This window comes from Dysgonomonas sp. Marseille-P4361, assembly GCF_900343125.1.
GTDB lineage: Bacteria > Bacteroidota > Bacteroidia > Bacteroidales > Dysgonomonadaceae > Dysgonomonas.
Window position 1 is genome coordinate 558872 of record NZ_OPYL01000001.1, and the last position, 24815, is coordinate 583686.

Annotated in this window: 14 protein-coding genes; 10 read left to right on the top strand and 4 right to left on the bottom strand. The window is 35.6% G+C overall.

Annotation, left to right across the window (positions count from 1 at the left end):
* Window positions 1–38 precede the first annotated feature (38 nt).
* The 5 genes from DHU68_RS02350 to DHU68_RS02375 all read left to right on the top strand — a co-directional run bounded on the left by DHU68_RS02350 (window position 39) and on the right by DHU68_RS02375 (window position 9485).
* Window positions 39–320 (top strand): transposase, encoded by a 282-nt coding sequence (locus DHU68_RS02350; protein WP_108821346.1) that lies wholly within the window; start codon window positions 39–41, stop codon window positions 318–320.
* Window positions 321–1733: 1413 nt separating this feature from the next.
* Window positions 1734–4778 (top strand): TonB-dependent receptor, encoded by a 3045-nt coding sequence (locus DHU68_RS02360; protein WP_255412418.1) that lies wholly within the window; start codon window positions 1734–1736, stop codon window positions 4776–4778.
* A gap of 13 nt (window positions 4779–4791) precedes the next feature.
* Window positions 4792–6543 carry a RagB/SusD family nutrient uptake outer membrane protein gene (locus tag DHU68_RS02365; RefSeq protein WP_108821349.1) on the top strand — a complete coding sequence of 584 codons (1752 nt, stop codon included), beginning with the start codon at window positions 4792–4794 and terminating at the stop codon, window positions 6541–6543.
* A gap of 32 nt (window positions 6544–6575) precedes the next feature.
* The gene (locus tag DHU68_RS02370) at window positions 6576–7055 is read left to right on the top strand and encodes a hypothetical protein (RefSeq protein WP_108821641.1); all 480 of its coding nucleotides are present in this window, start codon (window positions 6576–6578) and stop codon (window positions 7053–7055) included.
* A gap of 432 nt (window positions 7056–7487) precedes the next feature.
* Window positions 7488–9485, top strand: a complete 1998-nt coding sequence (locus DHU68_RS02375; protein ID WP_108821350.1) for a hypothetical protein — start codon at window positions 7488–7490, stop codon at window positions 9483–9485.
* A 145-nt stretch (window positions 9486–9630) separates the two neighbouring features.
* On the opposite strand, the gene DHU68_RS02380 is transcribed toward DHU68_RS02375, so the two are convergent.
* The 3 genes from DHU68_RS02380 to DHU68_RS02385 all read right to left on the bottom strand — a co-directional run bounded on the left by DHU68_RS02380 (window position 9631) and on the right by DHU68_RS02385 (window position 14073).
* Complete coding sequence (locus DHU68_RS02380; RefSeq protein WP_160111049.1) at window positions 9631–10059, bottom strand: helix-turn-helix transcriptional regulator; 429 nt, start codon at window positions 10057–10059, stop codon at window positions 9631–9633.
* Window positions 9998–11401: a hypothetical protein gene (locus tag DHU68_RS14120; protein WP_160111050.1), complete on the bottom strand. Its 1404-nt coding sequence runs from the start codon at window positions 11399–11401 to the stop codon at window positions 9998–10000. Before DHU68_RS14120 ends, DHU68_RS02380 begins: the two co-directional genes overlap by 62 nt.
* A 941-nt stretch (window positions 11402–12342) precedes the next feature.
* Window positions 12343–14073: a helix-turn-helix domain-containing protein gene (locus DHU68_RS02385; RefSeq protein ID WP_108821352.1), complete on the bottom strand. Its 1731-nt coding sequence runs from the start codon at window positions 14071–14073 to the stop codon at window positions 12343–12345.
* A gap of 659 nt (window positions 14074–14732) precedes the next feature.
* Between DHU68_RS02385 and DHU68_RS02390 the strand changes: the two genes are divergently transcribed.
* On the top strand, window positions 14733–16196 hold the full coding sequence (locus DHU68_RS02390) for an FISUMP domain-containing protein (RefSeq protein ID WP_108821353.1): 1464 nt from the start codon (window positions 14733–14735) through the stop codon (window positions 16194–16196).
* Window positions 16197–16363: 167 nt separating this feature from the next.
* Here DHU68_RS02390 and DHU68_RS02395 read toward each other — a convergent pair whose 3' ends face one another.
* A complete protein-coding gene (locus DHU68_RS02395) occupies window positions 16364–18199 on the bottom strand; it encodes a helix-turn-helix domain-containing protein (RefSeq protein ID WP_108821354.1) in 1836 nt (611 codons plus the stop codon).
* A 568-nt stretch (window positions 18200–18767) separates the two neighbouring features.
* Here DHU68_RS02395 and DHU68_RS02400 point away from each other — a divergent pair.
* From DHU68_RS02400 to DHU68_RS02415, 4 genes are all read left to right on the top strand, one after another.
* Entirely contained in the window at window positions 18768–21158 is a 2391-nt protein-coding gene (locus tag DHU68_RS02400; protein ID WP_108821355.1) for a hypothetical protein, read from the top strand.
* A gap of 39 nt (window positions 21159–21197) precedes the next feature.
* Window positions 21198–22541 carry an FISUMP domain-containing protein gene (locus tag DHU68_RS02405; protein WP_160111051.1) on the top strand — a complete coding sequence of 448 codons (1344 nt, stop codon included), beginning with the start codon at window positions 21198–21200 and terminating at the stop codon, window positions 22539–22541.
* Window positions 22542–22894: 353 nt separating this feature from the next.
* Entirely contained in the window at window positions 22895–24139 is a 1245-nt protein-coding gene (locus DHU68_RS02410) for an efflux RND transporter periplasmic adaptor subunit (RefSeq protein ID WP_108821357.1), read from the top strand.
* A 3-nt stretch (window positions 24140–24142) separates the two neighbouring features.
* On the top strand, window positions 24143–24811 hold the full coding sequence (locus tag DHU68_RS02415) for an ABC transporter ATP-binding protein (protein ID WP_108821358.1): 669 nt from the start codon (window positions 24143–24145) through the stop codon (window positions 24809–24811).
* The last annotated feature ends 4 nt before the right edge of the window (window positions 24812–24815 follow it).

The window sequence follows — 24815 nt, forward strand, 5'->3', positions numbered from 1 at the left end:
ACAGATAGTTAAGGGATAAAATTCAATACATTTATCCTATGAAACAAAGAGTAGTTTATGACCGAGAGTTCAAAGCGAATGCCCTCAAGTTGAGTTATGAACGCAGTAATCTAAGTTTGTTTGCCCGAGAGCCAGGTGTCATAACTAAGAAACATTACAACTGGCGTAGCCAGCACAAGCAGAGAGGTTCTGAGAGTTTCCCCGGCAAAGGTAATACAGCAGTTGAAGCTAAAGTTTTAGCTAAGTTAAAAAAAGAGTCTGCATGTCTACAGCAGGAGCATGAGATTCTAAAAAAGCTATCAGATCATCTCCAAAAATGACCTGTGATTTATAAGTTTATACATAAGTACCGCTATATATGAAAGATCGGATTCTGACTGCCTATTTTATAAGAGACGTTATGGCAGTCCTCGTATCAGGGAAGAGCTTTGTAAGAGCGGGACTGATGTATCATTGCCTACAGTTGTAAAATATATGAGACCTATAGGATTAAAGAGTAAATATTCATGTAAAAACAAACCGACGACAGATTCTTCGCATAAAGGATCTGTTGCTGACAATATCTTGGATCGTAATTTTCTTCTTTTCACCCTCCTGCAAGTGTGTTTCAGATACCACTTATTTGCTAACCAAGGACGGATTATTATATCTGACTATTATCATGAACTTATTCAAATGTGACATTCAGGTTGGACATTAAGCTATAGAATGACAGCACAAAATACTGTTATAGCAGCAATCAACAAGGCTGCAGCCAATACCTTTTCAAGAGAATATAATCTTTCATTCAAACAGAGGAGTACAATATGCAGCCAAGGCTAGGATTAATACCCTGAAGTCATATAACATCATCCAATCTATGAGTAGAAGGGCAACTGTTGGGGTAATGTAATAGTAGAGTTCTTTTTAAATAATTGAAAATGAAGTTGTTATATAATTGTGAGTCGATGGATAAAAACAGGTAGTGTTAGCTGTCTTTGAGTACATAGAAGTCTGGGACAGAAGGCAAGGAAGATATTCATCTCTGAACTATCAAACTATCTAAGAATTTAATGACCAATGCAGAATATAAAAGATGTCGCTTAACTTTTTGTTCGAAAAGAATTAGGATCTCCACTTTCAAAGAATATGAAAATTAAAGGAATTATATTCTAGGAGCAATTTGCTTAAAATACGCGATAATAAGTATGGTATGAATCATAAAGAGCCAAAGATTTTATAAATATCCATTATATATTCATTAAAATACTATTGCTCTTTTTTCTCTCTACAGCTTTTCAGGATGTTCCAACATAAGTTTGTCCTTTTATCTTTGCCTTGATCTACCTAGATTGATGCCTCTCTCTTAATTTATTATCAACTTTAGTATACTTGAAATATATTACGTATGTAGTTTAATCGATTGATTTATATTTTATTATGTGTTTATATCCTCTGCTTACATCTACTTTACATATTAATACACTATAAAATATCGGAGTTTATACCTTAAATTTACAATTGGTTAAAGGAGGTTAAAACCTGCTGTTTTTAGATACTGTAAAAACATAAATCCAAAAGCACCTTATTTGAAGATTGGACGGCTAAACCTTAATTATTCTACCAACTTAATTTATTATTAATCTTAGATTTTTGAAAACATGAAATGTAAAGAAAATGTAAAGAATTTTTCCTGTTTAGATTATCCTCTTCAAAGGAATTCTATATACAGGAAAAGCATGTATGTGTTTTTGATGATAACATCTGTTTTCTTTCTTGGTCTATCCACGGCTAAGGCTTCTTCTGTTGATATGCAGAACCAAAGAACGTTAACAGGTATTGTCACCGATGTTTCAGATGAGCCGATTATTGGGGCATCTATTACTATTAAGAATTCAACCAAAGGGACAATTACAGATTTTGATGGGAAGTTTACTTTAGAAGTGTCTACCGGAGATATTCTGGAGGTTACCTATATTGGTTTTATCCCTCAACAAATTGAGATAAAAGATCAGACAACATTAAATATTGTTCTGAAAGAAGATGTTGCTCTTTTGGATGAAGTTATTGTTGTAGGTTATGGTACTACTTCGGCTAGAAAGACTGTAAGCGCTGTAGGAACTCTTAAGACAGACAAGATCGATGAGCTCCCTTATACCAGTACTGCTGCTTCTCTCCAGGGACGTGTTGCCGGGGTAATTATCCAACAAGAAGGAGGAGAACCCGGAGGATCAGCGCCAAAAGTATCTATTCGCGGGGGAGGGACTCCGCTTTATGTTATTGATGGTATTATTCGAGATGGAGAAGATTTCAATGCTTTAACTTCCTCAGATATAGAATCGATGAGTATTTTGAAGGATGCGAGTGCGACTGCTGTCTATGGTGCACAAGCCGGTAATGGGATTGTGCTTGTTACTACAAAGAAAGGTGCAGATGGACTGAATATTGATTATACTGGAGGAATTGACTTTAGCAAACCAACCACTATGGCTGATCGTGTTGGTGCACTAGACTATGTATTAGCAGCAAATGCGGCAGCCAGATACGATGGACAAGGTGAATATTCGCTCTATTCGAGAGAAAATGTTGATGCAATCAGAAATGGAACAAGCACTTTGTATGGCAATCAAGATTGGTACGAAGCTGCTACTCGCAATTTTGCACCTCAGCATAGACATACTTTAACAATTTCAGGTAAGAGCAAAAGTGGCATCAGACACTTTACTTCACTTGGTATGCTTGACCAAAAAGCAATCTACAAAGAAAGTCATAATAATCATTTTCAACGATATAATGTAAGAAGTAACGTATCTACAACATTTGAAGAATATGGCTTAGAAGTTGGAGTAAATCTGGATGGAACATATACAAAGCGTACGCCTAATCCGTATGGTCAAGGAGATATCTGGCGTAATCTGACGGGTTATAATAAAGCTATTGATCGAATTTATAATGAAGATGGAACCTATAGCGCAATGGATGTACATCCAATAGTGTATTTAGATAAAGCTTCGGGATATACCAACCAGTATAATAATACAATTAATGCTCAAGCATATGTAAACTGGGATCTTCCATGGGTAAAAGGTTTAAGCGCAAAATTGACTGCGAATACAAATTATGCTTCGTATGATAAAAAGACATTCAAGTCAAGGGCCCCTCAGTATTCAAATGGAAGTCTTGTTGGAGATGACAAGCCAAAAGAAATGTATATGGATAGATCTTGGACAAGAGGGAACACTGTAGAACTTGGGTTGAATTATGCTAAGGAAATAGATAAGCATTTTATCGAAGCACAAGGTGTATACACTTACTATGATGAATATAATGAATGGTTTAATGCTAGTAGAGTAGGTTTTATTTCGAATGACTTTGATCAATTATCGTCTGGAGATGCCTCTACTAAAGATAATTCTGGAGGTGCCGGAAAAAGAACACGTATTGGTTATGTGGGACGCTTAAGATATGCATTTGATAATAAATATTTCTTAGAGGGAAATTTCCGTTACGATGGATCTGATAATTTCACTAAGAATAAACGTTGGGGTTTCTTCCCATCAGGAGCTGTTGCTTGGGCTGTATCCGAAGAAGGCTTTATGAAACCTCTTATGGAAAACAATATATTAAGTTTTGCGAAGGTGAGAGCTTCTTATGGGCAAGTTGGATTAGAAGACGGAGTAAGTAGGTTTGGCTACATTCCAGTATATAGTTACAATTCTCAGTCTACAGTTATAGGTGGAAAGTTTGTACCAGGCTTCAGTGAAGGGAACTTGGTTTCGCCAGAAAACTTAAGTTGGTATACCAAAGATGTATTTGATGTGGGTATAGACCTTTCATTCTTAGATAACACTTTGTCTGCTTCTTTAGACTATTTCTATTATAAGACTAAAGGTTATCTTGTTTCTCCTACAGACAGATACTCTACTACCTTAGGGAAGGCATTGCCGCAAATAAAATCAAATAGTATACATAGACGTGCAGGCTACGAAGCTTCTATAAGATACAAAAATAAATATAGAGATCTTAATTATGAGATTGGTTTTCAATTCACAACATATGATGAATTATGGGAAACAAAAGCAGACGAAGCTCTTACTGATTTAATGGATCCAAGGAAACGTCTTACTCATCGGAAAAACGTTTACGGATCATCATACTTTGTAAATAATGGTATTTATCAGAGTATGGCTGAGATTTTAGATTCTCCACGAAGACTTAGTGCATCTGAACTAAAAATGGGAGATTTAGCGTATCAGGATATAAATGGTGACGGAAAAATTGATTCTGATGACCAAATCAAAGTAGGAAAACCTTTCTTCCCTTCTTTCGACTATGGTATTGATTTTAATCTTGATTATAAAGGATTTTTCTTGTATGGACTCTTCCAAGGAACAGGAAATCGATATACTGAGCTGAATGTTCTCTATAAAGGGGGTAACATCGTTAGTTCTAACTATGCATACCAGATGGATTCGTGGTCTCCGGACAACACATCTGCAACATATCCTAGATCATCTACTCAGCAATCTCCTAATAGTGGGAATAATACACAAGCATCAGACTTTTGGTTGTTAAATGCATCTTACTTCAGACTGAAGAGTTTGCAATTTGGATATGACTTCAAAAAAGTTTTGTTCAAAAACGACTCTAAGATTTCTAAATTTAAACTGTCTTTGATGGGAACAAATATATTCACTATTTCTGACGCTATGGACTATTTCGATCCTGAGTCATATAACTATGGAGAAGCATATCCTGTTCAAAAGACTTATTCAATAGTTTTAAATATCGGAATTTGAAAATAATAGAATCATGAAAAAAATAAATATTGGAGTGGCGATACTGTTTATCGTATCATTATTTTCTTGCCACGATGACTTAAACAATTACCCTTTGGCTGACCACTCAGAAGATAAGGTGTGGAATAGTGCTGCCAGTGCACAGCTGTTTGTTAATGGGACTTTTTATGTAAAAGATCTTTTGATGAATAAAAGTGATAACTTGTCTGATGACTGGTCTGATGATATGGTTATCAACTCTCAAATGGGGAACGCTCAAAATATGGTTAGAGAGATTTTAACTAGCGATCATAATAATAGTACTTATGGGTGGGACAAATTCGGCGATTTAAGACGTTGTAATCTGATTATAGAGAAAGTTACAGCATCTACATCAATCAATGAAAATGATAAGATTCATCTTATAGCTCAAGCAAAGATGTTAAGAGGAATAATTAATTTCACTCAAGCTCGCAAGTTTGGACGTCTTATCATAATTGATAAGGTGTTGACTCCTGAAGATGAATTAATGTTACCACGCACCAAAACAATAAAGGAAACTTACGATTTTGTACTTAACGATCTAAAAGACGCTGCTGCTAATTTACCAGAGACAGCTGAATCCGGAGCTTTAACAAAAGGTGCTGCCTATGCATTACTAGCTGAGGCTGCACTACACGGAGCTGCCTATATGGAAAATGATAATGATAAGAAAGAATATTACAATATCTCTAAAAAAGCAAGTGAAGACTTATTGGCTTTAGGAAAATATGAACTGGAGAGTGACTATGATAAATTATTTAATGATTATAATACTGGTCTTAATTCAAAAGAAATTATTTTAGGCTCATATTGGCTATCAGACAATACAACCCTTAGCGGTACCTGGGCTATAAAGTTTGGACCAAATCAGGGAGCCTCTAATAAACTACCTCCAAGTGTTGCCGAAGTTTGGCCTATGAATGATAATATGGAGGGGTGGTTAGAAAAATCTCCATCTCAAGAAATTGTAGACGCTTATAGAGTTATTGATACTGATGGAAAAGCTAAGAAATGGAACGAAACGTCATATTACAATAACTTCAAGCCTGGAGTAGAGGAGGTTGGCGATATGTTATATGCAAATAGAGATACTAGGTTCTATTCTACTATTGTTTACGATAAATGTTCATATATGAACTCTATTCTGACAATGAGGGTAGGAGGAAATATGTATTATAAAAACAATCTGGAGAAAGATCAGCATATGACAAAGTCAGGTTATTTGTATCGTAAAGGATGTTATGTAGATAAGGATTTACTTTTAGCGTGGAACGTAAAAATGAATTATCATTTAACACCTTTAAGACTAGGTCGATCGTATTTGAATTATGCAGAGGTATTGCTAAGATTAGGAGAGACTTCCAAGGCAATAGAATATGTGAACAAGACCAGAGAAACGCATGGAAATCTCCCAGCATTATCTACAGGTCTATCTTTAGCAGAAGCATGGGAAGAATATAAAAACGAAAGAAGAGTAGAGTTAGTCCTTGAGAATGACAGATATTGGTCTTTACTTCGTTGGGGAAAAGAAGAAGGTTTATCGACAATTCCAGAATTGAATACTCCTCCAACTGCAATCGAGATATCAGAAGATGGGAAGAATTATAAATTTATTGACGTACCAGTTGTTGCATCTGCAAACAACAGAGCATTTACATCAAGAAGATATTTTTTACCTATTCCCAAAAACGAAATATTAACAAACAATGCATTAGCAAATGATCAAAACCCAGGATGGGAATAGTTTGATTTAAACATTATTAATGTAAGATGATTATGAAAAAGAATAGTATCCTTAGTTTAATTTTAGTAATAATGGTGGCATGTTTCCCCTCTTGTCTAGAATCAGGTTTAGATGATTTACCTACATATTCAGAAACAGAGGTTAAGGCCATCAACTTTGAATATAGATGGGCCATTCCCGAGAATGTTTATGATCCATGGGCTGGTGAAAAAATGCAGGTAAAAACTTTAACTACCAAAGCGAATTTTGCAGATGGAGTTATCGAATGTGAAATTACTGTCCCTGCCGCATCTGGTACTTTTACAGAGGAAGTGAGGAGTAAAGTGTCTCTTGATAATCTAATTGCTTATGTTACCATCTCTCCGGGAGCTTCAATCGCTCCTAATGGATCTTCCCCCATGCTAGGGAAAGCTGGAGATTTCAGTAAGGCAGACATGTCCTATAAGGTTACAGCTGCTGATGGCAAGAACAAACAAGACTGGAAATTGGTGATAAAAAGCTTCATTAAATAATTATAGAAGGGTTGGAATAAATATTCCAACCCTTCTTATTTATGGTGAACCTTGTTGTTCAATGTTTAGAAAAAGAATAGCTGATAAATTTTCTCAATATGTATAGCAATACTATAAGACCTTATCCTTCCATTCAGGAGTCACCATTCAATTTGTAATAATAAAATAGGTAATTAGAGAGATACAATGTAGCTGTTTTTTTTCGGTTTAGGGTGCTAAAATTGTTTATCCATTAATTCGTTTCTCGATTTTTTCTTTTATTTTAATGGATAGCCTTATACTGTAAATGGTTGGTATGTAGTAATTTGCTATTTAGGGGCGTTTTTCTGCTGACGCGGGGGGGGAGATTCTTTGTGTTTAATAAAGTTGAATAATTTTGTCAAGAATAAACTACATTATAACACAGATTCTCTAACCTAGAACTGGAACTTTATGAATGCAAAATTACACACTTTGAGCTTTATTATAGTATTAGCTCTATTTACTACATCAATTAATTCAAATGCACAAGTTACAATAGGAAGTAATATTACTCCCAATAATGGAGCCTTGCTCGATCTAAAAGAAGAACATACTTCAGGAGGGGAAGCAAACTCTAGAAGAGGGCTTGGTCTACCTAGAGTAAAAATAACAGAAAAATATAGTCTTAAAGATGTTATTGAAGGCTATGAATCGTTAGCAGATAAGGATAAAGAAGACCTCTCAGCATCTCATATAGGATTGGTAGTATATAATATGAATCCCTTTAGACCTGACCAATGTTCTACAGCTCAATCAGGCGTAATGGTATGGACCGGAGATGGTGGTTGGGAGAATATTTTGAATCATCAAGGAGAATATCAAGGGGATATAGCCACACGAAGAGCAGATAGCCTTATTTTGGTAAAATTCTATGATGTTTGTGGAGGAGATAACTGGGTTGAAAAAAACCGAAGAAACTGGAAATCGGAGAAACCTCTGCACGAATGGACCGGAGTGAGTGTGGAAACAAATGCTGACGGAACTCCAAAACTGTGTGGTCGTGTGACACAACTAAGACAGGTCAGTGCCGCTAGAAATGGTAGTACTATCCCTACTGATATTTTTAACCTGAGTGAGTTGAGAGAGCTTAGGATAGGTAGTACCGAGAAAGACAATGGATATGTAGATATAACAGATGTCCATAAACTGAAGAAATTGGAGGACTTTATGGTTCGCAACATTAATATAACATCGGGTATTCCGAATTCGATAGGAGAGTTGATTAATTTAAAAAAATTGGATATAAGCTCATGCAAAGGTTTGGAAGATAGCCATATACCGGCATCTTTAACTTCTATGACAAGCTTGGAGGTGGTAGAATTATATAGCAATGATTTGGGCGGCTCTATCCCTGATGATATAGGAAACCTGGTTAATCTAAAAACCTTGGATTTAGACAATAATAAATTAACCGGAAGTATACCTAGTTCGATAGGAAAATTAGTTAAATTATTAAAAATAGAAATGATCAAGAACCAACTGAGCGGTGAAATACCGGCAGAGATAGGGAATATGACCTCTTTAACTAGTATAGCACTCTCTACTAATAACTTTACTAGTATATCTCCTCAATTGGGAATAAATGCAGCTACAAATGCTCCTAATATTATAGATTTTTTAGCAGCAAATTGTAAAATCACTAATTTACCTAAAGAACTAGCGCTTATGCCAGAACTGACAACTATTTCATTAAGTAAGAATGAGATAAATCAGAATATTCCAGTAGAGATAGCGCAGATGGACAAGCTTAAATATTTATATTTACATCATAATAAAATATATGGTCCCATTCCTGCTGAGTTTGGTTCATCGCCCAGTATGTACGATCTCGACCTTAGTTTCAATCAGTTGACAGGTGGAATTCCCGAAGAGTTGGGAAATTCGCAATCAATTGTTTATCTGAATTTAGAAACCAATATGAATCTAGGGGGACAACTGCCCGCTTCGTTAGCCAATATGGGAAAGATTGGAACGCTTAATATTGGCCAATGTGGATTGACCGGAACTATCCCAGAATCCTATGCAAACCTTTCAGCTACATTAGAAGTGTTTAATGCAGATAGGAATAGACTGGAAGGTACACTACCTACTTTCTTTACAAGCTTTCCCAAGCTTTACGCACTCACATTGTTTGAGAATAATTTTACAGGAGAAATTCCGGCATCTTATAACAACTTTCCGAGAATCAATGCTAGCCAGTTTACTCTGCAAATACAAAATAACTACCTTTCGGGAGGAGATGTGCCTACCAATATTATTACTGCAGTCAACAGGCAGCCATCAGAAAGTCAGTCAACAGAGACTAATCCTATCAGGGTACAGATCTGTCCACAACTTTATACTACAGGCACAGGTGGCTCGAATAACAAGCCATTCAACAATTTCGATGCCTGTATGCCTAAACCATAATTGCAGAAGGGTATAGGTTAAATATAAACAATAATAAAAGGTCATGAGTGATAGAAAGCCCATGACCTTTTTATATTATAAGAACGTATAAATAAGCACAGAACAGAATATCCCTGCTTGTTACTTCTATTGGGCAGGTGATATTCTAATCTTCTTTTATTTCGTTATCATCTGCTTGTCCTACTCCTTTTTCCAATTCTTTCTTTACTTGTCTTAGTTCGCTAGGACTCATCCCAAACTCTTCTTTAAACAGGCGGTAGAAAGTGGAATCAGAAGAGAACCCCGATTGTATTATAATTGTGCTAACACGAAGAGATTCATCTACTACAACTTGTCGATGAGCATAATGCAATCTGTAGCTATTTATATAGTCGAAGAAGGTTTTTCCCGTTGCTGCTTTAATTTCTTCTGTAAGGTATTGTCTATTTGTGTTCAAATCTCTAGCTAGGTCTTCTCTAGTGAGATTAGGATTCCGAAATGGCTCTTCTTCCCGCATGTATGCTTCAATTCTGCTAAATAAAGATGGTTCTTGTCCTAACTTTTCTGTCTCTTCTCCTATAATCTCTTTTGCCAAGACTACTAATTTTGTTGATTCCTTGTGTTGCTTCGAAAGATCTTTGTTTTGTTTGAAAAGAACCATGTTCTTCTCTTTTAGCTTTCTGTTGTTGCGTCTTTGCATGAACAAAATAAAACAGATAAGTAATAATAAAAATAGCCAGTCCGGCGACTAAGAGCTGTTTGCTCTCTAATTCAGCCTTAGCCTTAGCCTCTTGCATTTTTACTTTTTCTAATTCAAATCCGGCTGTCAGTTTTTCTATCTGTAAAGGGACATTCTCCTGATACATAGAATCATTTCTTTGAGAAAGTTCTTTATGTAAGAGTAAGGCTTCCTTATACTTGTTTTGCTTCTCTAAAATATTTATTTTATCATATTTTAGCCCAGATGCAGTGTCTCTCATACCTATTCCGTTATAGTATTCCATTGCTGTCTCTAGGTGTTTTAGTGCTAAGCTATAATCCCCAATAAGAGTGTAGTAATTAGACTGAACTATATGAATTAGAGGAATTGCTGTTCTTTTTATATTATCAGTTGGCAACGCTTTCATCTTATCGATATAGAGTTTTGCTTTATCTTTGTCCTCCATTTTGATATATATCAATGCGTATTCGGAGTAGATTAGATATCTACAATCTTCGTACTGCTCTGTATCGGTTGAGTGTCTTTCAATCCATTCTTCAAATTCTTTGCAAATTTCAAGGGCTTGATCATATTTTTTATTTTGATCCAAAGCTCCTATTGCACTTTCATATAATCCAATAACCTTATTGGGGGCTTGATCAGACATTAGTTTTCGAGTCTGTTCTATCATTTTCATTGCATATTCTTCTCCCAAATCTAATTTCCCTGTTAGTCGATAAGCCTGAGAGAATAATAGATTTATGTTGATGTCTTTGAAAGGATGTCCATGTTTTTCAGCTTTTTTTTGCATAATTTTCAAATTATACATTGCCAGACCATAGTAGCCATGATTCATATATATATGAGTTAGATACATATAAGGATCACCACTTTGAAACTCATCACCCAAATCATTTAAGACACTTATGCAGTATAGAAGACTATCTACATTCCTTTCGTTAGCATAGGCTCTTGACAGGATTTCATATCCCTTGGTCAAATATTTAACATCATTTTGTTTCTGGGCCTCATTTATTAAATCTTTAGCAGATTTCTTCGCAGTTAGCTCTTTGTTTTCTTCCTGTTTAGCATAAATTTCCATTAGTTGGAGTTTTTTTCTCCCGTGTGCTTGTTCTATCTTATTCAATAAGCTGTCAGTTGGACTTGTGTTGCTGAGTACTTGTAAGCAGATAGTGCAGCAAAGTATTGCTACTGTGAGAAATCTTTTCTTTTGCATAGTAGTGTGTTTATGTGTGTAATATGGATGCAAATATCGTAAAATATGTGGATAATATGTATCTTTCTTAATTATATAATGATCTTGTTTTAAGGGTATTGCGTATTTGAGGGTTTTCTCTGCTAGCGTGAAGCATTAGGAGGAAACGCGCAGTGTTTAAAATTAGCAATCTTGCGGATATAGGGTTGATACATTCTTATTCTAAAGGATATAGGACTATCTTGCTTCTCCGCATCGTAATGATGTAATTCGCCTTAAAAAACAAGAATGCACCTGCCTCAACGGCAGATACATTCTTAAATGCAGTACAAATTGTACTTCACACACAAATTATAAGTTTATATATAATCACTATTATTAATAAAGTTGTTTCTGTAGTAAAAGCAGAATAGTGGTCAAAGGTAAATCATGTAAAGACAAGTCGATTATTTTTCCTTCTTATAGTTGTTTCATTTTTGTAATTTAAAATATGCAAAAATAAATTGTAAGGTTAATAGTGTTACAGTTAAGACTGTTAGATACCATAAATGTTATCCTAGTTAACATTACGAGAGAGTCTTATTTTACCCCTTTTTAGATAAGCAAAATGCACCTGCCTCAACGGCAGATGCATTCCAAATTTAAGTACAGAATTGTACCTCACACACAATTTATTTCATTTATATTATTTTTCTGATCTCTATAGCATTGCTTTATCTTCTACCAACTTGATCAGACGTTTAGTATTATCCACATTCAAAAGTATATAATATAAATACAAGGAGGGTCTTACATTAGCATAAAATAGTATCGTAATGGCAAATATCAGATTATGAGGTGTTAAGGGTTGGACTGGAATTTACGTGTCTTGCTTTATGCAATAAAAGAGATGCTATTTTGCGAATAAAGGACTTATAATGGGAGCGATCTTTTACTGAAGTATAGAAAAATAAAAATATTTGCTAATCAACAGCATTCTTTAATTCAGTAGGAGTCATCCCAAAGGTATCTTTGAAAGCTCTGTTAAATGTCCCTTTTGTATGAAATCCGGCTTCAAGATAAACCTCTGAAATAGGCTTAGTTTTATCTTTAACTATTAAACTATAGGCATATTTTAAGCGAAAAGTGTAGATGTATTCATTGTACGTTTTTCCTGTTTGTCCTTTTACTGCTTCGATTAAGTATTGTCTGTTAGTTCCCATTTCGAGAGCTAATTCTTCGCGAGTAAGGTCCGGATTACGGTATACTTGAGATTCTTTCAAATATAAGTCAAGCTTATTTACCAATTTCTGACTTGGAGAGGTGACTGGTAGATCTTCTTCTGATTCTTTATCTTTCTGCAGCTGTAAGTCTTGTATCTGCTTATTGCCTTTTTCTATTTCCGAAAACTGATTAACTAATTGTTTATTCTTTTTCTTCAATATTTTAGCATTCCTTCGAGATACATATATTATATAAGTAAATAATAATAATACTAGAAAAAAACCGAATAGAGCGTTTTGCATAGATCTCAGTTTTATTTTATCTCTTTCAGATTCTAATTTTAACTTATCAACATTGTATAATGTTTGTATCTCTGCTATCTGGTTAGAAAAGCTTTCTGCGCTAATAGAATCATTTAGCTGGTACAAATCGCGAAGAAGACTGTAGGCTTCACTATTATCACCGGCTTCATGTAAGATGTCAGCTTTGATTAAATTACCAATGATATAGTTATAAGAATTCTTATAGATCACTTTAGAATGAACAGAGTCTAGAGTATGATTTATATACATTTTAGCTTTATTATGATCTTTTTTTGCAGAGTAATATTGTGCTTCTACTTCATAATAAGCGTGTATAAGGGGAGAATCTTTTAGATGTTCAGAGTAAATCTTTTTTGATTCATCAAGTATTTTCCTGGCATTTTCAAGTTCTCCTTTTTTTACATATGCTAATGCCTTTTCATTGTTTATTACATACTTAGAAAGGTAATAAAAGAAAGTATTTGATTTGGAAATAGCATAATCCTTTTCGATCTTACGTTTAACACTGTCATTAATGACAATAACACTGTCATAGTCTTTTAATAAAATAAATGCATGAGCCATCCCTCTAAATGGGTTGTGGTACGAAAAAGGCTTTTTGTCTGTGTTGTTGTCATAAAGAGAATAGGCTTTTCTGAAGCTTTCCAAGGCCTCTTTTCCTTTCTTTACATGCAAATAGCAGACGCCTAACAGATAATAAGCTTCGTATTCGAAGATTGGAAAGGTCCCTAAGTCTCCCTCTTTTAAAATTCTATCTATATATATTAATGCTAAATCATACTTATTGTCTGATAGATATTTGTGTACAATCGAATTAGTAAACTTAATTTTTAAAAATTGATATAATTCAGTTTGACTTTTGGAAAACCTATTAAATTCATTTTTTAATAAGTTGAGTTCGTTAAAGCCTAAATGAATATAATGAGCTATGGAATCCTCAGAATAATTGATTTGATAATATCCACTTTTACAATAATATGCAAATGCCAGATAGAGATGATTAGATTGTTTTATAGCTTCTTTTTCCAAGGCAACAATTGTTGATAAATCTTTTGTGTCTATTTGTTCTTTTAGTTTATCTAGCTTATCAGTGTTGCTGCAAATAATATTATCGCTTGCTATGAAGAACACGAAAATAATTAAGAATCTAAATAAAATATTGCTCATGTTGTGTGATTTGCGTGTGTAAAGATACTTATTACATATTAATAAATAGAAAGAAAATATAGGGATAGAGATTATTTCATACCCATGTAGTCTATTTATTCATATTCGAGTACAAAGTAAGAATAAGGATTTTGCATAGTCTCTTTATTCTTTTTATAAATGAGCGAAATTGCAATAAAAGGTCTTTTTTTTGCATATATGGCACTTGCATGGAAGGGACAATTCTCTTTTTTCGAAAAATGACAAGGTTATAGCGTCGATTAGTGTGAAAAAATATTTCAATCTTTTAACTTTTTAGTTGAAAAAGATCTCTGGAGTAAGGAGAGTTCTCTAACATTAAATATTTTTCAAATAAGTCCTTTTTTTAGGAAGGGTTTTAGGAAATAACTAGATGTTGCTCTATCTGATATAAAATATTTCCAGGAGACTTGTTAATCTATTATTTTATATAATATTTTGATTGTAAGGTTATTGCTGTATAAGTATTTGATTTTGCAAAAGAGGGTTCTGACGAAGGCCATAAAACTATACATTCGCTTCCGTTAATGAACATAGTTCGATAAAGCACGAAACAGTAAAGCAGTCATTATTATATTTAATCTTGCTGCTTTATAAAAATTATGCATACACAATATTTACAAACTTAAGCTAACATATTAATGAAAAGAAATCGTTTATTGCTGCTACTTCTTACTGTAGCTTTTTTTATAAAGATAGATTTAGGAGCTCAAGTCACGATCGGATCAAATAATGAGCCCAATGAAGGTTCTCTGCTTGATCTGAAAGAATATGGAGACGAAGAATCAAAAAAAGGAGGGCGATCAGCTTTAGGTGGATTAGGATTACCAAGAGTAAAATTAAGTAAAATCAAACCGCAAACTTCTACAGAACTGGCAGCTTCCATTGGCAATACAGGAGAATGGGTGCTGAAAGATCATATAGGACTCGTTGTTTATAGTGCTGTAGCTGATCAATGTGCATTGACCCCAATTGAGACAGGAGTACATGTGTTTGATGGCGTAGAATGGCAGCCGTTAGGGATACCTAAAAGCTATAAGACTGAGATGGCAGGAAATTCTGACCGTAGCGACTGGAGGTCTGCTTGGGGAGACAAAGTTATTATACATGGAGAAAAAAAAGATGCTGCAGGAAAAATAATTTACAAAGAGTTTATTTCTGGAGATTTTGGTCAGGCAGGACGTTGGATGACAACAAATATAGCCGCTTTCCAATACGATACAGATCTCCCTCAGGATCAATATCATTCGGCAGGACGTTTTTTATGGGGTGCCAGTGGAAATCCTGATAACAAATTAGATGTTGCCTATTGGGCATATCCAAGATTATCAGGCTCCGTTGTTGTAGATGGAGAAGCCGCCTCCGAGCAATTTTTAGAAAATCCATACATTGGCCTACTTTATACATGGGATGCCGCTACAGCAGGAAAAGGAGGGCAAGATGGTACATTAAATGTCGACTATCCTGATCCAAGTGGTGAAGCTTACGAAAATGGCCTGCCCGAGTGGGATGGCATGGGAGTACAACCAGCAAAGACCCAAAAGCGCCGTCAGGGGATTTGTCCGAAAGGCTGGCATGTCCCTAGTGACTATGAATGGACCGAGCTGGAACGAGAAATGATAAGGAATACGAGTCTTTATGCAGACATGGATAATATAGACAATGGGGATGGTACTGAATTAGCAAAAGTTCAACAACCGCCTAATCCGGGAAGTCCTATTGGAGAGGATCCGTTAGCTATAGACGAAACTACACCAGCTGTTCCTGAATTGTTTAGAGGATCTACTCATGGAACTGCTATGAAAGGAGTTTGCCCTATTCCGGGATCAACTTACTCTGCCGAAGGTAAATCTTCAGTTTCTCATAAAGGGGGATTTAATTTATTCCTAACAGGGCGTATTATTATAGATTTGCCAAGAGCTGCAGGTTATAGCTCCTTATCTATGCCATGGTCATCTAGTACTTATGTAGGTAAAACAGATAATGCAACCGAAACTAGCTATGTGGCGATATGTCGTAATTTTCGACGAGATAAAGGGCAAATTTATCGTGCAGCCTATAAACGTGAGTATATGAATTCGGTGCGTTGTAAAAAAGATGATTAGTATATTTTTGATAACAATAAGGAGGATTAGTATTATAGAGGTATAAAAGCAAATACTCCCATTCACTTAACACACTACAAACGTAAAAGCGAAAGATCAATAGTATGATCTCTCGCTTTTTTATTTATATATTAATTTTTAATTGTTTCTTTATCAGGTCTTTTGATTCAGCTTATAATATTTCTTAACTCGTTTGGAGTCATGCCATAAGCTTCTTTAAAAGCATTATAGAAAGTAGCTTTTGAATGAAATCCCGATTCTTCCAGGATATCAGTGATTGTTTGGTTCTGATTACTTATTATAAGTTCATAGGCGTATTTTAATCGGTATGAATATATAAATTCATTAAAAGTTTTACCTGTTTTCTCTTTTATAGCTTTTATTAGGTACTGTCTGTTGGTACCAATAGATTGGGCTATTTCTTCTCGAGTAATTTTGGGATCTAAATAAATCTTAGTATTGGATAAATATTGTATCAGCTTATCCATTATAGCTCCATCTGTATCTTCAGGTTGATTTTCTTCATTGGTTATATTTTTATAAGCTGATTGAAGTTCTGTTATCTGTTTATTTCTAAGCTCTATTTCTTTATATTGATTGTAAAGCTGGATATTCTTTCTTTTTAAATTCTTCTTATTTCTCCATATAATATAGATAACAAGGAGTAAAAGAATAAATGATATAGCAAATATTAGAAGTACCATCTGAGTATTCTTTAATTTCAGATTAGTCTCATTTATTAAGAATTCAGCCTCTTTAAGTTCGTGCGTCGTTTGCATTTCTGCAAATTCATTCGAAAAATGGATAGCATTTATGGAATCATTCGTATTGTATGTTTTATAGAGTAAGTCAAAAGCTTCCTTATTGTTCCCTCCAGCATTTAGAGCTTTAGACAATGCCAAATTCGAAAGCAAATAGGAATAAGGTTGTTGGTCAAGAGTGATTCTGTTTGTTATTGATTTAGCATACTCTATTGCTCTTTTATTATCGCCAATAAGCAGATAATATTCGACTTCAATAAAATAATAGATGTCAAAATCCTGATGGAATTTATCAGCATTCATCTTTTGTATATATGGTTTTATCTTATCTAGCTCTTCTCGCGCTTTTGCTTTCTCCTTAAGACCAATGTATGCTTTTGCTTTATAGCATGAAATTCTGTTCTTGAAGAAGTTATATTTGAAGTCGTCATCAGCATTGTCTCCTCGCAGTTTTCTTGAAAGTTGATATTCGTTTTCTATTTTATTTATCAGACTATCTGAAATAGCAAGGGCTTCTTTATATTTGCCCATCTGGTCATATGCTATAGTAGCTCCTTCCATAGAGGAATAATAACGATATGCTCCTGAATAATATTCTTCAGAGCCTTTTTTAGACGCAATTTCAGCCTCTATATTCATCGCTTCTCTGAAGTTTTCAAGAGCCTCTGTCGGCTTCTTGGTATATAGATACGCTATGGCTATTAGACTATGAGCTTGACTCTTAAAGTGTTCCGTTTTCCCTATAATAGAATCTTCCAAAGCATTTTGTATCTCGCTTAAGGCAATGTTATATTTACCTTCATCAATGCATAAGGTTGCTCTGGTGGCTACTGCCATCACTCTGCTCGTGAGGTATACTTTTTGTTCTTCTTTGGTGCTGTTCTTGTATCTGTCTTCTTGTATATATAGATCAAGATATTTCGTCGTTTGTTTAATATGGAACTTCATGGAATCTCGATCACCCTTTGTTGCCGAATGATAGATTCTCCTTCTATATGCATTAGCTAGATATAAATAGTTATTTTGTTTTTGAGCTTCTTTTTCTAGCTCCTTGTTTAAGTAAACATCTGTCTGATATATTCCACTATAATGATCAAGAAGTTCCAATTTCTCCTTCCCTTCCGATTTGTTGATTATATTCATAATGCTATCAGCTGTAGATCTGTCCTTGTTTGTAGAAACGACAGGAGAAGTAATTCCTAAAAAAGTGATTAAGAATAGAGAGAAATAATACTTTGTCATAAAATTGTATAGTCTGATTTTTTTAAGATAGAGTCAAGACTTATTGAAATATCTCTTTTAAGAAAACTTAAAGGAAATTTTTCAATGTAGTTGGAATTGTGCCTTTGATTTTTAAAATATGTGTGATACTGCAAAATTAATATTAAATATGATATTTCTGTATTGTAAATTGGTAATTGCGAAATAAAAACATCTTTTTTGCGGATAATTGCATCTGTAGTTTTGATATTTCGTACTCTTTTGAAAGAATTAGCAGTTTCTTGATTGCTCGTAATAGTCAGATAACCAGATGTAAATATTTTTTTGCGCTCTGAATACTCCCTTTTTGCATTTTTATACTATCTCTTCTGCCATTTTTTGCGTAATTGCGCCAAATTATCAAAACGTGACTATACATTAAGCAACGCACACTTTAGAACTATATCCTAATTGTCCTACTTTAAGTATAGTTCTTAATAAATACACAATTACACATTTTTTAGCACATGAAACTTTTCAATATCAATTAAAATAACAGCTTTTTTGTTATAACACAGCAAATTTACATAACGAAACAATAAATTCACACATGAACTATCTTAAAACATTTCTATTAACAATTTCATTATTGTTATCTGTTTTTGTTACAGCTCAGGTAACGATGGGCTCTCTTGAGGAGCCAAACAAAGGTGCTCTATTGGATCTAACTCAAGGATTGAGTGAAATAAAAGGAGTAAATTCATCAAAAGGACTATTGCTTCCAAGAGTCGAATTATACCATCTACAAAGACTGAAGATGGGAGAATTTGAAATCACAGATCCTGATGAGAAATTGAAACATACAGGACTAACCGTGTACCATATTCCTCCAACTACAAAATCTTCAGAGCAGACAAAATCTACTCCGATTGCAGATTCTGATCTTAGCCAACGTCAGGATATTCCGGCAGGTGTTTACTACTGGGATGGAGAAAAATGGGGACGCTATGGAGGAGAAGCCGAAAAGCCTGTTATAGAGCTTATCGTTACTCCCCAGCTGATAACTTTTGGCGCTTATGAAACAGATGTAAGATACTATACCGTAAAAGTAACAGATGGGGCTAGATGGACGATGACCGTAATAAATGACCCGGAGTGGAAAGTAGTTGCTTCGGAGCAGAATGGTACAATAGCTATAAATCCTGTGGCTCCCAATGGTAGTCTTACATCAGATAAAACGATAGATGTTAACGTATATGCATCAATGCCTGGAGCTGAAACTGTCAGTGCAAAGGTGTCTGCAATACAAAAAACAGCTGATTTTACATTTGGTATTTCTCCTCTATCTCAAACTTATGAGGGAAATAAGAAAGAAACATTTAAATTCATTGTAGCAACATCAAGTAGTGCAGTCGAATGGACATTGGACACTCATCCTCATTGGGATATAAGCCAAACATCCGGTTCCGGAGAGGGAAGTTATGCTATATATATAACTCCTAAAGAATTAAATACATCAGGAGAGGATATAGTAACTACTCTGACAGCTAGAGGAAGACTGGAGAATGTGGAACGAGAAGTAACAATAACACTAACTCATAAAGCAGCACCGGTAGACTATACTGCAGATCTTAGCTTGCCTAACTGCTATATAGTTACTCCCGATCAGACCCAATTTTCATTTCCTATAGCTAAAGCCGTTGCTGTGTGGAAACAAGGTGTATGGCAAGGCTTAAATAAGGATGAGGTAAAATCAGCTCTTATACCAACAGCCAATGCCCAAAATGTGGATAATATAGAAACATTGAATGCAAAAGTATTATGGTATGATAATGCGAATGTATTAAATACATCTTCGGTAAAATATAATGCCGAGAAGCAGGAGATAGAGTTTACCCGGTCTAGTACAGGAAGTACAACCAAAGGTAATGCTGTTATTGCACTCTATGATAAGGAAAATGGAAATGTTCTTTGGAGCTGGCATATATGGGTAACAGATCAACCTAAAGAAGAGAGGTTCACTCAACAGAATAATCTTGTCTGGCTAGATAGAAATCTGGGAGCAACAGAAACCACAACAACAACGAATGGAAATAGTTATAAACATAAAGGACTTCTGTATCAGTGGGGAAGAAAAGACCCATTCCCGGGTTCTAGCAATACAGTTCCGGGAAGCACAAACTCTAGCCGTGTGCCTATCTCTATTTGGTCGGGAAGTAGTTATCCTTCCATGTCTCAGACATACCCTACAAAAGCAGCTACAGATTTTGGGAAAGGGGATGATCAGGATGCTCAACGTCTGATTTACTCTATACAAAATCCGATAACTTATTTAACAAATGCCAGTGGATCTGACTGGTATGCACTTCCTCAAGGAACTTTGAGCTATAAAATGAATGTATGGACAGATCGTTGGGCAGGGGAAAGAGTCAATAGGAGTAATACAAATCTTCCAGCTAAGGCGGCAATGGATCCATGTCCTGATGGTTGGCGAGTACCGTATCCGGTAGCAGAAACGTTAATTGGCTTAGGTACGATAATATCCCCATGGGGAACATTTTCAGGGGCGAAGCCTGTTGGAGCAACTAGTGGGTATGCTAAAGCGCTAACCTACGGATCGCCTAAGGCAGCCTATGGTTTTGAATACAGTGACATGAATTCAATCAATTCGTATTATTCTCATACCGGGCAATTGAGTAAAGAAGATGGTAAGATTGAATATTCTGCAAATGGAGGTTCTGGAAACATTACAGTTGATAATAATACCGGTACTTATTGGAGTGCCTATGGCAGATCATTGTCATTACCGATTGTGGGAAGAAGCACTATATTCGGAGAAACAATGACGATTGGACCTGTGGAGTCAATCAATACTGCCGGTGAACTTATACTGGGGACTCATACTCATGCCGAAACAGGTCTAGAAGGAGGTACTTATGAAGATACTGCCAGTGGAGCAGCCGTTCGTTGCGTGAAGGATCTTTATAACTATAATAAATAATAAACATATATCGATTAAAGCTTTATGAACTATATATCTATGAAACGAATATTCTCAATGTGCATACTGACCAGTATTTTTGCAGTGGTTTGTAGTGCTCAGGTTACTATTGGTAGCGAGGTGATACCAGAAAAAGGAGCAATCCTTGATCTTAAACAAGAGGATAAACCAGATGGTTCCGTTAATTCAACAAAGGGTTTAGGACTTCCGCGTGTTATATTAAAGACATTGACCCTATCGGGGGAAAAAACAAGTTTGGCTTCTACTATAGATCAGGCTACCGGTGATTGGGATCCCGAAGATCACATCGGGTTGGTGATTTATAATGTTCAGCCAAAGGGTGAGGTTGAGCTTTGTCCTGTCGATCCTATCTTTGACGAGCTAATTGCCGAAGGTCCGTATGTATGGGATGGAAATGAATGGCAATATCTGGGTATGACACAAGGTAATACATCAGGCGGAGAGAATGTTGTTGAATATGTAGAAGATGATCGTGATGGAGAAAAGTACCCATACAGAGCATTTGGAAGCCCTAGCGACCCTGACAATTTTGCAGGATATTGGACTCTTGAAAATGCACGCTATATTAATAATAGTATAGCTAATTTTGTTATAAAAAGAGCAGAAGGAGATCTCGAAGCGCCAGAACTCAAGGACAGATATTATATGTATCCCAATGACTCTTGGGAAAACACCACAGGAGTTAAACCTGAAACGTGGAGACCAAACCAAGGGTTGCTATATACCTACTCGGCTGCTACACTAGGAGCACAAGATGCTATTTGGCAGAAAGAAGAAATAGGATCGCAAGGTCAGGAAGCAGGACCGATAGAAACTACTCCAATAATTCAGGGAGTATGTCCAGAGGGTTGGCACGTCCCTACCGACCGGGAATGGAATATGTTGGCAAAAGTTATTTTCAATAATCCTGAAAAATACAGCAGTTATGCCCCTTCGTTCGGATTAGACGCCAATAGTGTGCAATGGGATTCAGACTTAGAAGTCGGAGAACCAAATGACCCTACATTCCAGGGAGTTGCAGATGGTGAGAATAAAATAGGATTAGGAATAGCTATGCTTAGTCCATGTAGTCCCCTTGTTATAAATAATGGACAGATAGATAGAGATACCTCTGTGGGGAAGAGCAAGTCCTCTTTAGCCGGAGGATTCAACGTCCTATTAGTTGGAGGTATTACATTTGGGAGCATCTCTGATCCTAAAGATTCATATACTCAGGTTTCTTCTTTCATTACAAGTAGTATCTCTGATGTAAACGAAGGACGAGTTTGGAACCGAGCTATAGACAAATCAGAGGCTTATGGAGTCTTACGAGTTGATGGGCCGGCTTCGTCCTTCGGTTCTGTTAGGTGTAAGAGAGATTAAGAAAAATAAAAATAATTTATAAGCAACTTTAGCTTAGATTATTGAGATAGGAAATTTGTGTTAAGTGTTGTGTGTGTGCTTCGATCCGCCAGGTAGCGCATCTGGAGGGTCTCTCATCTAAAGTGTGTGTGATGAGCCAAGTTCCGCTTTTCTTCTATTGAAGGGCGGAACTTGTGGTTTTATAGTCATCGTTTTTTCATATCTATTTTTTACGATCAAAGGAATTCATTTATCAAAGGCGGACGTTATTGTCCGCTATCGGACATCTGTGTTTGATGTATTTCTCAAATTATAAGCAGTTTATGTTTTTGGTCCGTCGTTTGCTTATAAGAAGGGGAATAAATAAAAAGTGTATGGATAGAGAAATATCTAAAGACGTAAGAAACAAAGAGAGGAATAAAAGGATAGTGAAATATGGATTGTCATCACTTGTGATATTGATCCTAATCGTTTTATTATCCAATATGTTGAACGCCTCTCTAGATAAAAAGAGTTTGCTATTGGGTAAGAGTGATAGGGGCTCTCTTAATATAACAGTAAATGCTTCGGGTAAAGTGATTCCATTCTCTGAAGAAATTATTGTAGCGCCTATAAATTCACGTATTCTGGAAGTTTATAAACATGCAGGAGATATGGTGAATATAGGCGAACCCCTTCTGAAATTAGAATTGGCTTCTATCGAGACGGAGTACAAGCAGAAGCTTGATGAGCGAGAAATGAAAAAAAGGAAACTTGAACAAACTCGTATTACACTTATGAGTAGCCAGTCTGAGTTAGAGATGCAAGAGAAAGTAAAGGAGATGCAGCTCAAAAAAATGTTTACAGAACTACAAAACGAAAAATACTTAGATAGCATTGGAGCAAGCACCACAGATAAGATTCGCGAGATAGCGCTTAATTACGATGTATCAAAGTTAGAATATGAACAGTTGAAGCAAAAGATTAAGAATGAAAAAGAGAAGGCTGATGCTGAAATAAGAGTTCAACAATTGGAATATAGTATTTTCGAGAAAGGGCTTTCAGAAAATGAGCGTTTATTGAAAGATGCCCGTATCCTCTCGCCTCAAAAGGCAACATTGACATATATAAATAATCAAATAGGCTCGCAGGTTTCTATCGGATCTCAAATCGCTGTTGTATCAGACTTATCTCATTATAAAATTGAAGCAGAGATAGCAGATAGTTATGCCAACAAACTAAGGACGGGAGCTAAAGCTATTATAAAAACCGGACAAACAGAAATCTTAGGAACTGTTGTAAATATTGTTCCGTCAGTAAAAAATGGGACAATCAGCTTCTATGTAATTCTCTTGGAAGGGCAAGACCTGAAGCTAAGAAGTGGTCTTAGTGTTGATGTTTTTGTAGAGTATGGAATAAAAGATAATATCCTGCGTATTCCTAATGGATCATACTATAGCTCTCCCGGTGAATACGATCTATGGGTTGTAAACAAGGACAATGCTGCAAAACGGAAGGTTGTGTTAGGTGAGAGTAGCTATGATTATGTAGAAGTGAAAAGAGGTTTGCAAGAAGGAGAAGAGGTCATCTTAATGCTAATGGATAATTATAAAAATAAAGAATCGATAAAAATAAAATAAACTATGGCAATCATTAAAATGGACGGTATAACAAAGATATACCGCACAAAGGATATAGAAACAGTAGCTCTCGAAAACGTAAATCTGGAAGTAGAGAAAGGAGAATTCATTTCTGTCATGGGACCTTCAGGTTGTGGTAAAAGTACAATGTTGAATGTGATGGGGTTGTTAGATACTCCGACGGAAGGGCAGGTGCTTATCAACAATACTCTGACGAGTAATATGAAAGATGGTGAAATGGCTGAGTTCCGAAATAGGACTTTGGGATTCATTTTCCAGAGCTTTCATTTAATTAATTCTCTGAGTGTATTAGACAATGTGGAGCTACCCCTACTTTATAGAAAATCCAGTAGTTCGGAACGAACTAAAAGAGCAAAAGAGGTCCTTGAGAAAGTTGGGTTGTCGCATCGCATGAAACACTATCCATCTCAGCTGTCGGGAGGTCAATGTCAGCGCGTAGCCATAGCTCGTGCATTGATAGGGAATCCTCAGATTATTTTAGCGGATGAACCCACCGGGAATTTGGATAGTAAGATGGGTACTGAGATTATTGATTTACTTTTTGATTTGAACAAAGAGGGAACAACCATAGTAATGGTAACCCATGATGAACATATTGCCCGAACTACAGAACGTATCATTCGTTTCTTCGACGGAAGGCGTATAGAATAACTTT